The 13479-nt window shown below is 71.0% G+C and carries 9 protein-coding genes; 8 read left to right on the top strand and 1 reads right to left on the bottom strand.

The genetic code is table 11. The features are described from left to right. Positions 1-37 precede the first annotated feature (37 nt). Entirely contained in the window at positions 38-1090 is a 1053-nt protein-coding gene (locus V2S66_RS14065; RefSeq protein WP_330795211.1) for a LacI family DNA-binding transcriptional regulator, read from the bottom strand. A 783-nt stretch (positions 1091-1873) separates the two neighbouring features. Here V2S66_RS14065 and V2S66_RS14060 point away from each other — a divergent pair. The 8 genes from V2S66_RS14060 (at position 1874) to ypfJ (ending at position 13434) form a co-directional block, all read left to right on the top strand. After that, positions 1874-2875 (top strand): ROK family protein, encoded by a 1002-nt coding sequence (locus tag V2S66_RS14060; RefSeq protein WP_330795210.1) that lies wholly within the window; start codon positions 1874-1876, stop codon positions 2873-2875. 647 nt (positions 2876-3522) lie between these two features. Continuing rightward, positions 3523-4959, top strand: coding sequence for a glycosyl hydrolase (locus V2S66_RS14055; protein WP_330795208.1), 1437 nt, complete (start codon positions 3523-3525; stop codon positions 4957-4959). Positions 4960-5028: 69 nt separating this feature from the next. Beyond that, entirely contained in the window at positions 5029-6450 is a 1422-nt protein-coding gene (locus V2S66_RS14050) for a glycosyl hydrolase (protein WP_330795207.1), read from the top strand. A gap of 292 nt (positions 6451-6742) precedes the next feature. Then, positions 6743-8053, top strand: coding sequence for an ABC transporter substrate-binding protein (locus V2S66_RS14045; RefSeq protein WP_330795205.1), 1311 nt, complete (start codon positions 6743-6745; stop codon positions 8051-8053). Beyond that, a complete protein-coding gene (locus V2S66_RS14040) occupies positions 8050-8967 on the top strand; it encodes a carbohydrate ABC transporter permease (protein ID WP_330795203.1) in 918 nt (305 codons plus the stop codon). The genes V2S66_RS14045 and V2S66_RS14040 overlap by 4 nt, the downstream gene beginning before the upstream one ends. Beyond that, the gene (locus V2S66_RS14035; protein WP_330795202.1) at positions 8964-9851 is read left to right on the top strand and encodes a carbohydrate ABC transporter permease; all 888 of its coding nucleotides are present in this window, start codon (positions 8964-8966) and stop codon (positions 9849-9851) included. The genes V2S66_RS14040 and V2S66_RS14035 overlap by 4 nt, the downstream gene beginning before the upstream one ends. 69 nt (positions 9852-9920) lie before the next feature. Continuing rightward, on the top strand, positions 9921-12410 hold the full coding sequence (locus V2S66_RS14030) for a glycoside hydrolase family 2 protein (RefSeq protein ID WP_330795200.1): 2490 nt from the start codon (positions 9921-9923) through the stop codon (positions 12408-12410). Positions 12411-12528: 118 nt separating this feature from the next. Further along, the gene (ypfJ, locus tag V2S66_RS14025) at positions 12529-13434 is read left to right on the top strand and encodes a KPN_02809 family neutral zinc metallopeptidase (protein WP_330795198.1); all 906 of its coding nucleotides are present in this window, start codon (positions 12529-12531) and stop codon (positions 13432-13434) included. Positions 13435-13479 lie beyond the last annotated feature (45 nt).

The following is a 13479-nucleotide window of genomic DNA, read 5'->3' as shown; positions in this document are numbered from 1 at the left end:
CGGGCGCCGGCCCGGCCACCGCGGGCTCACGGCCACCTCAGTGGCGGCGCTGGTCCGCCGGCGGTGGCGCCGTGGAGCCGCGCGGGACGAGACTGGGGACCTGAGCGGCGTGCGACACCGCCTCGCGGTGCATCATGACGTCGAAGAGGGTCTCGGTGACGTCGGCGCCGAAGGAGAAGATGTCGTGCTGCATCGCCGACAGCGTGGGGCGGGTCAACTGGCACAGTTGCGAGTCGTCCCAGGCCAGTACCGACAGGTCGTGCGGCACGGACAGGCCGAACTCGGCGATGACGCCGAGCGCGGTGACCGCCATGAGGTCGTTGTCGAACACGATCGCCGTCGGACGCTCGGGGGAGAGCAGGAGGTTGCGGCAGGCGCGGCTGCCCTGGTCGGCGGAGAAGTCGGCGGCCACGGTGCGTGCGGACAGGCCGAGTTGCTCCGCGGTGTCGGTGAACGCCTTGGTGCGGATGGCACTGTGGCCGAGCTCCGCCGGGCCGCCGACCCGGGCGATGCGGCGGTGGCCGAGGGCGGCCAGGTACTGCACCGCCTCCGCGGTCGCCGCGGCGTCGTCGGTCCACACCGAGGTGAAAGGACCGGCCAGCGACGGATGCCCGACCACGACCGCGGGAAGCCCGATACCGGCCAGGGCGGGGATCCGCGGATCGTCCGCGCGCAGATCGACCAGGATCGAGCCGTTGACCCGGTTGCCCTGCCACCAACCGCGCTGGACCTCGACCTCCTCCTCCGGCTCGACCAGCCGCAGCAGCAGCGAGCAGGAGTGCCGGCCGAGCACGCTCTCGATGCCGGAGATGAACTCCATGTAGAACGGTTCGAGGCCGAGCATCCGCGCCGGCCTGGCGATGGCGAGCCCCACCGTGTGCAGCGCGCGGCCCGACAGCGACTGCGCCGCCTGGTTGGGGCTCCAGCCCAGCTCGCGGGCCGCCCGCAGGATCCGCTCCTTGGTGGTGGACGAGACACCCGGCTTGTCGTGGACCGCGATCGTGACCGCCGACGGCGACACCCCGGCGAGCTTCGCCACATCCTTGATCGTGGCCTTGCGGCCCTCCCCCGACGTTGCCGTGCGCGCCACCGGATGTCCACCTTCAGGTCGTTGCCGGAATACCGGGCTCCGACCGGATAGAGCGCGCGAGTACCCGCATGCCCAAGCCGCCGGCCCGATACCACACCGCTCACCTTAGCCTTCGCCTGGTGGGAGCGCCACGGCCTGCCCGCAGGCCCGCTCATGGTGCGCGGCGCCGCGTCGCGCGCTCCACCGGAGGTGCGACTGGAAGGTTTTATCAACCATACCGACGGTGCCGACGGCGCCGAGGTGGCGATCGGGCACACCCTGGCCGCCCTGGTGCTGGTGCGGGCGGTCGACCGCGGCCTGGCCGCCGACCGGGCCGTCTGCGGCGACCCCGCCGGGCGCAGTGAGCCGCACGACCTCTCCCCCGCCCGCGCCCGGACTCCCCGCCGCGGCCGTCCGTCCCTCCCCGGTGCTCCTCGCCGACCCCGGGGAGCGGATTCCGCCCGACCGTCAGGAGCTCCTGCGCGCCCGCGGGTTCGAGCTGAGGACCGTGCCCGGCGCGGGCCGCTCGATCCACCGCGACGACTTCCCCGGGTTCATGTCCGCGCTCTCGGGCTGGGTCAGACCAAAGACGGAACGAACCTAAAACGATGCACTATCCTCGCGCTGTACGCCCTCGCGCCGCTTCCCTGACGGGTCCGCACCCGACCGGAGCCTCCCTGCCGGCACCGCCTGATCAGCACGCACCTGATCGGCTCAGCTGACCGGGCGCAGGGGCATCACCCACCGGCGCCCGGCGTGGCGCGCCGCCTTCCCTGGCCCTCATCGTCCGGACGGAGAACAGTCATGGTCACTCGATCCTCCGAGGTGTCGTCTCCGCCTCCCGCGGGCGCCGGCGACCGGCTTCTGGCCGCCCTCGACATCGGCGGCACCAAGATCGCCGGCGCGGTGCTGGACGGACACGGCGGCGTCCTGCACCGCGCCCAGCGGAGCACCCCGCCCGCGGGCGGGCCCCTGGAGGTGTTCGCGGCCGTGCGGGCGGTGCTGGCCGAGCTGGCGGCCCTACCGCAGTGGACGCGTGTGGTCTCGCTCGGCATCGCCAGTGCCGGCCCGGTCGACATCGCCCGCGGCATGGTCAGCCCCGTCAACATCCCCGGGTGGCGGGACTTCCCGATCGTCGCGCGGGTCGCGGAGCTGCCCGCCGTGGCCGGGCTGCCCGTGACGCTGTGCGGGGACGCGGTCGCCATGACGGCCGCGGAGCACCGGATAGGCGCAGCCCGCGGCTGCCGGGACGCGCTGTGCATGGTGGTGTCGACCGGAGTGGGCGCCGGACTCGTCCTGGACGGTGTGGTGCGCAACGGCCCCACCGGCAACGCGGGACACCTCGGCCACATCACCGTCGACCTTCTGGGAGATCCGTGCGCGTGCGGGTCCCGCGGCTGCGTCGAGCAGTTGGCCAGCGGCACGTCCCTCACCCGGCGGGCCCTGCGGAACGGCTGGAAGCCTTCCGGCGCCGCCACGGACGGCGCGGCGCTCGCGGCTGACGCCCGCGCGGGCGACGCCGTCGCCCTGGCCTCCTTCGACACCTCCGCGCGCGCTCTGGCGGCCGCCGTCGCGGCGGTGGCCACCTTGGTGGAGATCGAGGTGGCCGTCATCGGGGGCGGCGTCGCCGAGGCCCACGACGTGCTCTTCCCGCCCCTGCGTCGCCACCTCGCGTCCTACGCGGTGCTGCCGTTCGCGGCCGGGGTCCGCGTCGAGCGCGCCGCGCTGCGGGCCGACGCCGGCCTCATCGGAGCCGGCCTGATCGCGGCCGACCGCACGGTGAGCGGCATCCGCTCCTGGACGTGACCGGGTGACGGCGGGGCCGTTCGTCCCTGCCGGTGGGCGCGCCGCTGCACCGGAGGCGAACCCGCCCCGCCCATCGTTCGGTTGCGCCGGCCGCGCAGAAGCGATCCGACGGCCGCGCCGGCGCCCGGGCCGATCAGGAGTCCCTCGGGTGTGCGCTGCGGCTGCGGCGCTCCCGAAGCGGCCCGGCCGCGCGGGGCGGGGCGGGCCGGATGCCGCGGTCGAGCGCGTCGGCGGCCCGGCGGCCCGGCGGCCCGATCGTGCTCCTCCCCCACGACGGCCAGGAAGCGCCGGCCCCGGCGGGTTCCGGACGCGCCGGCGGCCCGGGAGACACGGGCCCTGCTCCCGTAGGCCGGCCCGGCCTCTCGGTGAACGTCCCGGCGAGCACGTCACGCATAGAGCGCTCCAGTCCGATCCCTCACTCGCCCGCGTCCGCGCCACGCGGTCAAGCTCACGCTGACAACTGGCACGTTTTATGTCGATGCTGTCCAGTCCATTGACACTGTCATGCACACGCTCTAACTTCCAGGACGTCGAATTCCGACCCGAATAGAGCGTGACAGTGGCGTCGGCCGAGCGGGTTCGCGAGTTCGAGCAAGGCCGCGCATGCAGCGTTCCACTCCGCGCACCACGCATGAGAGGGCTCTCCCTTGAGACCGAAGATCCTCCGCCGCAGGACGGCCGCCCTGCTGGCCGCGCTGCCGCTGGCCGCGGCGGCGTGGCTGGCCGCATCGCCGTCACCGGCGTCCGCGACCGGTGCGTCGACACCCGCGGCAGTCATCGACTACCTGCACCAGATCAGCGGCAATCACGTGATCAGCGGCGTCCACAACAAGGAGCCGCTGAGCAACCCGTCGCAGTACACCGCGCAGGCGCACGCGATCACCGGCAGGTGGCCGGGCCTGTGGGGCGGCGAACTCGGCTTCACCGCAGCGGACATCGCCAACCGCCAGACCATGGTCAACCAGGCCGAGACCGAGTGGGCCAACGGCTCGCTGGTCGCCCTGACCTGGCACATGTGCAAGCCGAACGTGGCGACCTGTGCCTTCGACGGCGGCATCAACGGCGCCAGCCTGTCCGACTCCGACTGGAGTCAGCTGATCACGAACGGCACCTCGCTCAACAGCGCGTACAAGGCCAAGCTCGACACCGCCGTGCCGTACTTCCAGCAGTTGAAGGACGCCGGAGTCCCGGTTCTCTTCCGGCCGCTGCACGAGATGAACGAGAGCTGGGCGTGGTGGGGCGGCCGCTCCGGCGCCAACGGCAGCGCCAAGCTGTTCCAGATCACCCACGACTACCTGGTCTCCAAGGGCCTGACCAACATCATCTGGGTGTGGAACGTCAAGGACACGGACCAGAACGGCGGTTCGGGAGGCGTCTCCGGCTTCTACCCCGGTGACGCCTCCGTGGACGTCGCCAGCCTCGACCCGTGGGTGCACTCCTGGCCGGGCGCCGACTGGTACAACGCGATGCTCAACGTCGCGCACGGCAAGCCCGTCTCGCTGGCCGAGGTCGGCACGGTGCCGACGCCCGCGCAGCTCGCCGCACAGCCGCAGTGGGCCTGGTTCATGATCTGGTCCGACTACCTCACCTCGGCGAACACCGCCTCGGGCCTGCAGGCCACCTTCAACTCCTCCCGGGTGCTCAGCCAGGGCCAGTTCACGGTTCCCAGCGGCGGGGGGACCACGCCGCCGGGTGGGTCGCGCACCGGCGCGATCACGGGCGTGGGCGGCAAGTGCGTGGACGTCGCGGCGGCCAGCAGTACGAACGGCACCGCCGTCCAGCTCTACGACTGCAACGGCAGCACCGCACAGTCCTGGACCATCGGCACCGACGGCACCATCCGCGCCCTGGGCAAATGCCTCGACGTCACCGGACAGGGCACCGCCAACGGCACCAAGCTCCAGATCTGGGACTGCAACGGCACCGGCGCCCAGCAATGGACCGCCGAAACCGACGGACACCTCAAGAACCCCCAGTCCGGCCGCTACCTCGACGACCCCGCCGGCACCACCACCAACGCCACCCGCCTCCAGATCTACGACCGCAACACCAACCCCTGGCAGACCTGGCACCTCCCCACCTGACCCCACCCGACGTCCGACGCCTACGAAAGGCACTCGCTCATGTCCCTCCGTGCCAGAACACGCGCACTTGTGGCCGCAGCATCGGTGGCGGCGGTCGCAGGTGTCGCCCTCACGGTCACCGGCGGTTCCGCCTCGGCGGCTCCGCCCGGAGCGGCCGGAGTCACCCGAGCCGACGAGATCGCGTACCTAAGGAGCCTCACCGGCAACCACGTCCTGTCCGGCCAGCAGGGCGGCGCGAACAGCGACCCGGCCCAGTGGGTCCGCAAGGCCCACGACATCACCGGCCTGTACCCCGGCGTCTGGAACGGTGACTTCGGGTTCAGCCAGGACGACATCAACAACCGGCAGACGGTGGTCGACGAAGCCAGGACCGAATGGGCCAACGGCACCATCCCCGGTCTGATGATGCACGCCTGCCGCCCCGACGTGGCCACCTGCTCCTTCGAGGGCGGCTCGAACCCGGTGAAGGGCAGCAAGCTGTCGGACGCCGAATGGAGTCAGCTCATCACCGACGGCAGCACCCTCAACAACGACTACAAGCGCAAACTCGACCAGTTCGTCCCGTACTTCCAGCAGCTCAAGGACGCCGGCGTCCCCGTCCTGTTCCGGCCGCAGCACGAGCTGAACGAGGGCTGGGCGTGGTGGGGCGGGCGCCCCGGCGCCAACGGCAGCGCGCGGCTCTTCCAGATCACCCACGACTACCTGGAGTCCAAGGGCCTGGACAACATCATCTGGGTGTGGGCTCCCAAGGACGTCGCCGGCGGCGCCTCCCAGGCGGCGAGCTACTACCCGGGCAATGCCTACGTGGACGTCGTCGGCCTGGACGTCTGGGTGAACAAGTTCCCCTCAGGCGACTGGTACCAGGCCCTCCAGACCATCGCCGGCACCAAGCCCATGGCGCTGGCCGAGGTCGGCAGCGTGCCGCAGCCCGCACAGATGGCCGCGCAGCCCAAGTGGACCTACTGGAACGTCTGGATGAACTGGCTGACCGACCCGGCCTACAACACCAACGACTCGATCAAGGCCGGCTACTACGACGCCCGCACCTACAACCAGGGGGAAGTGCACATCCCCACCGGTGGGGGGACCACGCCGCCGGGTGGGTCGCGCACCGGCGCGATCACGGGCGTGGGCGGCAAGTGCGTGGACGTCGCGGCGGCCAGCAGTACGAACGGCACCGCCGTCCAGCTCTACGACTGCAACGGCAGCACCGCACAGTCCTGGACCATCGGCACCGACGGCACCATCCGCGCCCTGGGCAAATGCCTCGACGTCACCGGACAGGGCACCGCCAACGGCACCAAGCTCCAGATCTGGGACTGCAACGGCACCGGCGCCCAGCAATGGACCGCCGAAACCGACGGACACCTCAAGAACCCCCAGTCCGGCCGCTACCTCGACGACCCCGCCGGCACCACCACCAACGCCACCCGCCTCCAGATCTACGACCGCAACACCAACCCCTGGCAGACCTGGCACCTCCCCACCTGACCGCACCCGCACCACCTCGGGGCCGTCCGCACACCCCGCCGGACGGCCCCGGGCCGCGCCTCGACCCAGCCAGCCAGTCAGCCGACCAGAAGTTAAGTAAAGAACCAGTAATGCGGTGATCGTCGGACCGAAATACCGCGCCCGCACGGAGCTAGACCGTTCTATGGACACGGCTCTGTGTTCCGTCTACGTTAAGCAGCCAACAGCCGCTTCGCCCCGACGACGAGACGTCCGTCGCTGCGCGGCATGCAGTGCGGCGTGTTCCGTCCAGCAACAAGGGAGTGGGATCGGCATGCGGAGAACAGCGTTTGCGGCCACCGGAGTCGTGCTCGCCTTGGGCCTGGCCGCCTGCGGCGGAAGCAGCGGCGGTCCGTCCTCGGAAACAGCGAAGGCTCCCACCGACCCGTCGACGGTGAAGGGCACGATCACGGTGCTCACCAACCGCACCGACCAGGTGCAGGACGGCACGCTGAAGCGCTACGCGGCGGCGTTCAACGCGATCTACCCGCAGGTGAAGGTGAAGTTCCAGGGCCTCACCGACTACGAGGGCGACGTCAGGATCCGGCTCAACAGCAAGAACTACGGCGACGTGCTGTCGATCCCCAACTCGGTTCCGCTCCAGCAGTATCCGACGTTCTTCGCACCGCTCGGCCCGGCCGCGGACCTGTCGAAGACGTATGACTTCACCGACCACGCGACCGTCGGCGGCCAGGTCTACGGCATCGCCAACATCGGTACGGCCAACGGCTTCGTCTACAACAAGGCGGTCTGGAAGCAGGCCGGCGTCACCGAATGGCCCACCACACCGCAGCAGTTCATCGACGACCTGAAGGCGATCAAGGCCAGGACCGGCGCGACCCCGTACTACACGAACTACCACGACGGCTGGCCGCTGACGAACTGGGGCAACGCCCTGGGCTCGCCGAGCTGCGACCCGGCCGCCAGCGACAAGCTCGCCGACACGAAGGAGCCCTGGGCTCCCGGACAGGACCTCAACGTCGTCGACTCGCTGCTGTACGACACCGTGCACGACAAGCTGTCCGAGGCCGACCCGAACACCACCAACTGGGAGGGCTCCAAGGCGCTGTTGGGCACCGGCAAGGTCGCCACGATGTGGCTCGGCTCCTGGGCCGTGGTCCAGATGCGGGACGCCGCGAAGAAGGCCGGGCAGAACCCCGACGACATCGGCTTCATGCCCTTCCCCGCGCAGAAGGACGGCCACTTCTGCTCGGTGGTGCGACCGGACTACCAGTACGCGGTCAACGTGCACTCCGGCAACAAGCCCGCCGCGCGCGCCTGGCTCGACTGGTACATCAACAGGTCAGGCGACGCCCAGGCCGCGCTGTCGATCTCCTCGGTGAAGGGCACCGCGCTGCCCGCCGACCTCAAGCCCTTCCAGGACGCCGGGGTGAGGTTCATCCACCTCACCAACGACAGGACCGCCGAGGTGGACGAGATCGACAAGGCCTCCGAGATCGGCATCAACAACCAGGACTACCCGCAGCACATCGTGGACGTCGCCCGCGGCGCGGCCGGCGGTGACAAGGACGGCGTCTTCGAGGACCTCGACAAGAAGTGGTCCGACGCCCAGGGCGCCCGATGAGCGCACCACGGACCGCGGGCCGCACTCCTCCCGCCCCGGCCCTGCGGCGCAAGGGAGGCACCTGGTGGGTCACCCCCTGGCTGTACCTGCTCGTCCCGCTCGCGCTGCTGGTGACCTTCACCCTGCTGCCGGTGGTGGACATGGTCTCCTACAGCTTCACCGACTGGGACGGCATCAGCCCCAGCCGCGACTACGTCGGGTTCGCCAACTACACCGACCTGTTCACCCGTCCCCAGCTCTTCCAGGTGTTCTGGGTCAGCCTGTTCTACCTCGGGGCGTCCGTCGTGCAGATCGGCGCGGCCCTGTACTTCGCCACCGTCCTCAGCTTCGACACCCGGCTGCGGAACCTGTTCAAGGGCCTGCTGTTCTTCCCGTACCTGATCAACGGGGTCGCGGTCGGCTTCGTGTTCCTGTACTTCTTCCAGCCCGGCGGCACCCTGGACACCGTGCTGCACTGGTTCGGCGCGGGGCCGCACCTGTGGCTGGGCAACCCGCACCTGGTCAACACCTCGCTCGCGGGCGTGTCGGTCTGGCGCTTCATGGGCCTGAACATGGTGCTGTTCATCGGCGCCATCCAGTCCGTTCCGCCGCAGTTGTACGAGGCGGCGGCGCTGGACGGCGCGAGCCGCTGGCAGCAGTTCCGCCATGTCATCGCACCCAGTATCCGGCCGATCATCAGCCTCAGCGTGATCCTCGCGATCTCCGGCTCGCTGTCGGTGTTCGAGATCCCGTTCATCATGACCGGCGGCTCCAACAACAGCGAGACCTTCGTCATCCAGACGATCAAGCTCGCCTTCGACTTCAACAAGACCGGGCTCGCGTCCGCCGCCGCCGTGGTGCTGCTGCTCATCGTGCTGCTGGTGACCTGGGTGCAGCGCCTGCTGTTCCCCGACGAGAGGGTGGAGCAGTCATGACCGTGCTCGACGGGCCGGCCGTCTCACGGGTGCCGCGCTCCCTCGTCCGGCCGACGCCGGTCCGCGGCCGTGTCGCCGTGTTCCTGAAGTACCTCTCGCTCGTGCTGGCCGGCGCGGTCGTGCTGGTCCCGCTGGCCGCGGTGCTGCTCACCTCGCTGCGCACCAGCAGGGAGATGGCCGACGGCGGAGCGCTCGCCGCGCCGCACCACTGGTTCAACCTCCACAACTACGCGGTCGCGTTCACCGACGGCCACATGCTGCGCGCCCTGGAGAACACCTCGTTCATCCTGGTGTTCTCCGTGCTCGGCACCGTGCTGATCGGATCGATGACCGCCTACGCGATCGACCGCTTCCACTTCCGTTTCAGGAAGCTCGTGTTGGCGCTGTTCCTGATCGCCTCGCTGGTGCCGGGCGTGACCACGCAGGTCGCCACCTACCAGATCGTCAACAGCCTGGGCGTGATGGACACCCGTTGGGCGCCGGTCATGCTGTACATGGGCACCGACATCGTGTCCATCTACATCTTCCTGCAGTTCATCCGGTCCATTCCGGTCTCGCTCGACGAGGCGGCGAGACTGGACGGCGCGAACTCCTTCACCATCTACTGGCGCATCATCGTGCCGCTGCTCAAGCCGGCCATCGCGACCGTCGTGATCATCAAGGGCGTCGCCATCTACAACGACTTCTACATCCCCTTCCTCTACATGCCGGACGACAGCCTCGGCACCGTCTCGACCTCGCTGTTCCGCTTCAAGGGCCCGTACGGCGCCCACTGGGAGGTCATCTCCGCCGGCGCCGCACTGGTGATCCTCCCCAGCCTCGCCGTCTTCCTGGCACTGCAGCGCTTCATCTACAACGGATTCGCCTCCGGTGCGACCAAGTAGCGCCCCCCGCCGGGCGATCACCGTGGTCGTCCCTCTACTGCCGAGCCCTTTCGGGCCCAAGGAGACCGCATGAAGGTCAGCACGCCGCTCACCCGCGGCTGGACCCTGCGCCTGAACACCTCACGCCACCGCCCCCCGCAGGCGCCGGACGCCCTGGTGGGCCTCCCCGTCGCCGCGACCGTGCCCGGCTGCGTGCACACCGACCTGCTGACCGCGGGCGTGATCGCCGACCCCTTCGTGGACCGCAACGAGGTGGACGTGGCGTGGGTGGGCCGGGCGGACTGGGACTACCACACGGAGCTTCCCGCCGCCGCCGGACACGAGCGCACCGACCTGGTCTTCGACGGGCTGGACACCGTCGCCGAGGTCCGCCTCGGCGGCGGCGTGCTGGGGCGCACCCGCAACATGCACCGGTCGTACCGCTTCGACGTGACCGAGGCGCTGGGCGCCGGCCCGGCGCCGCTGACGGTGGCCTTCACCTCGGCGTACGAGGAGGCCGAGCGGGTCCGCGGGCTGCTCGGCGAGCGGCCGGGGCCGTACGCCGAGCCCTTCCCGTTCATCCGCAAGATGGCCTGCGCGTTCGGCTGGGACTGGGGGCCGACGCTGGTGACCGCGGGCCTGTGGCGGCAGCCGCGACTCGAACAGTGGTCCACGGCCCGGCTCGCCGAGGTGCGCCCGGAGGTCACGGTCCTCGACGACGGCACCGGAATCGTTTCCGCCCACGTCACCGTGGAGCGGGCCGCGAGCGGGGCCGGCCGCACCCTGCGCGTCGGCCTCGACGTCGCCGGCACCCGCGTGCACGCCGAACTGCCCCCCGGCGCCGACACCGTGACCCTGCGGGCCGAGGTGCCCGGCGTCGCGCTGTGGTGGCCGCGCGGATACGGCGAGCAGCACCGCCACCCCTGCACGGTCGCGCTCGCCGGCGCGGACGGAGCCGAGCCGCTGGACACCTGGGAGCGCGCGGTCGGCTTCCGCACGGTCCGGCTCGACACCGGGGAGGACGAGCACGGCAGCGCGTTCACGCTGGTGGTGAACGGGACGCCGCTGTTCGCCAGGGGGGTGAACTGGATCCCGGAGGACGTCTTCCCCTCCCGGGTCACACGGCGGCGCTACCGGCGCCGGCTGGAGCAGGCGGCCGCGGCCGGAGTGGACCTGGTACGGGTCTGGGGCGGCGGCCTCTACGAGAGCGAGGACTTCTACGAGACCTGCGACGAACTCGGGCTGATGGTGTGGCAGGACTTCCTGTTCGCCTGCGCGGCCTACCCCGAGGACGAGCCGCTGCGCTCCGAGATCGAGTCCGAGGCGCGTGAGAACGTCGTCAGGCTGATGCCGCACCCGTCGCTGGTGCTCTGGAACGGCAACAACGAGAACCTGTGGGGCTTCAGGGACTGGGACTGGGAGCCGGCGCTCGCCGGCGCGTCGTGGGGCGAGGCGTACTACCTCGACCTGCTGCCCCGTGTCGTCGCGCAGACCGACCCGACCAGGCCCTACTGGGCGGGCAGCCCCTGGTCCGGCTCGTGGGACCACCACCCGAACGACCCCGGCCACGGCACGGCCCACTCCTGGGAGGTGTGGAACCGCGAGGACTACACCGGGTACCTCAAGGACGTTCCCCGGTTCGTCGCCGAGTTCGGCTGGCAGGCCCCGCCAGCGTACGCCACGCTGCGGCGCGCGCTCAGCGACAGCCCGCTGGCCCCCGAGTCCCCCGGCATGCTCCACCACCAGAAGGCCGAGGACGGCAACGGCAAGCTCGACCGCGGGCTCGCCCACCACTTCGCGCCGCCCACCGGCTTCGACACCTGGCACTACCTCACCCAGCTCAACCAGGCCCGCGCCGTCGCCACCGGAGTGGAGCACTGGCGCTCGCACTGGCCGCGCTGCGCCGGCACGATCCTGTGGCAGCTCAACGACTGCTGGCCCGTCACCTCCTGGGCGGCCGTCGACGGCGACGGACGCGAGAAGCCGCTCTACCACGAGCTCAAACGCCTCTACGCGGACCGGCTGCTGACGCTGCAGGACCGCGGCGGCCGCCTGGTCCTGGCCGCCGTCAACCAGAGCGGCGAGCCGTGGAGCTGCCAGGCCCGGGTCCGCCGGCTCGACGCCTACGGCGGCCTCGTCGCGGAGCACCTCCTGCCGGTGCGGGCGGCGGCCCGGTCCGTCGCGCTCCTCGACCTGCCCGACCACGTGGTGACCCCAGGGGACCCGCGGCGCGAGTTCCTCGTCGCCGACGCGGACGGGCTGCGCGCCGTGCACTTCGCGGTCCCCGACCACGCGTTCGCCTACCCGGTCGCCGAGATGACCACCCAGGTCACCCCGGACGCCGACGGCGCCCGGATCACGGTCACCGCGCACACCCTCGTACGGGACCTGCTGCTCCAGGCCGACCGGCTGCACCCCGACGCGCGCACCGACCGGGGTCTGGTGACGCTTCTGCCGGGTGAGACGGTCGAGTTCACCGTGTCCGGCTGGACCGGCGGCGGCCCGGAGGCGGCGGCGGTACCGCTGCACTGCGTCAACGCCTCAGGGGTGGCGGGCCCGGTCGGCGACCCGGTGCGGTGAGCGCCGCACTCCCCCGGGAAATCCCCGGCGCACCCGTCATGGCGGGCTCCCGAAGGGGTAGGCGGGACGGACAGGAGGGCGAGGCGGCCCGCGCCCGGTTCGAGGGAGAGTGCAGCGAGTGGAATTCGACGATGACGCCGCCCTGGACACCTCCGAGGTGCAGGACAACCGGGGCGGCGCGCTGGGCGGCATCCCCGGTGGCGGCAGGACCGTCGGCGGCGGGGTGATCGGACTGCTGGTGGTGATCGCCTCGGTGGTGTTCGGGGTGAACCCGGGCCTGCTCGGCTCGGGCGGCTCCGGCAACGGCACAGCCACCGGCGCCGCTTCGGGCGGGACCGGCGCATCGAACCTGGCCTCGGAGTGCAGGACCGGCGCGGACGCCAACAGCAAGGAGGACTGCCGGATCGTGGCCGTGGTCGACAGCGTCCAGGCCTTCTGGGAGCAGACCGAGAAGGCGGCCGGCAAGTCCTACACCCAGGCCCCCACCTTCCTCTTCACCGGCAGCGTGAACACCGGCTGCGGGAACGCCACCTCCGAGGTCGGGCCCTTCTACTGCTCCGCGGACGACAAGGTCTATCTGGACCTCGGCTTCTTCGACGAGCTGCGCACCGAGTTCGGCGCGAAGGGCGGCACCTTCGCGCAGGCCTACGTCGTCGCGCACGAGTACGGACACCACATCCAGGACCTCAGCGGCACCATCGCGCGCGGCGGCGGCCAGGGCCAGGACAGCGGCTCGGTCAAACTGGAGCTCCAGGCCGACTGCTACGCCGGGGTGTGGGCCCACCACGCCACCACCACCCCCGACCCCGGCAGCGGGAAGCCGCTGATCAGCGACCTCACGCAGGCGGACGTCAACGACGGGCTGGACGCCGCCGCCGCGGTCGGCGACGACCGCATCCAGCAGAAGTACCAGGGCAAGGTCACCCCGGACACCTGGACCCACGGCTCGGCCGCGCAGCGCCAGCAGTGGTTCACCACCGGCTACCGCTCCGGCCGGACGGCCTCCTGCAACACCTTCGGTTAGGACCTGTCGCAGCGGCGGGGTGGTTCCGGCGCCCCGGTTCGGCCT

The sequence above is a fragment of the Actinacidiphila polyblastidii genome (genome assembly GCF_036353415.1).
GTDB lineage: Bacteria > Actinomycetota > Actinomycetes > Streptomycetales > Streptomycetaceae > Actinacidiphila > Actinacidiphila polyblastidii.
Note: the sequence above shows the minus strand (reverse complement) of the source record. Positions and strands in the feature narration are given on the sequence as shown.

Bases quoted from the DNA above. Each gene is read 5' to 3' on its own strand.
- V2S66_RS14045 (WP_330795205.1), top strand. From the start codon at position 6,743: ATGCGGAGAACAGCGTTTGCGGCCACCGGAGTCGTGCTCGCCTTGGGC.
- V2S66_RS14060 (WP_330795210.1), top strand. From the start codon at position 1,874: ATGGTCACTCGATCCTCCGAGGTGTCGTCTCCGCCTCCCGCGGGCGCC.
- V2S66_RS14035 (WP_330795202.1), top strand. From the start codon at position 8,964: ATGACCGTGCTCGACGGGCCGGCCGTCTCACGGGTGCCGCGCTCCCTC.
- V2S66_RS14030 (WP_330795200.1), top strand. From the start codon at position 9,921: ATGAAGGTCAGCACGCCGCTCACCCGCGGCTGGACCCTGCGCCTGAAC.
- V2S66_RS14040 (WP_330795203.1), top strand. From the start codon at position 8,050: ATGAGCGCACCACGGACCGCGGGCCGCACTCCTCCCGCCCCGGCCCTG.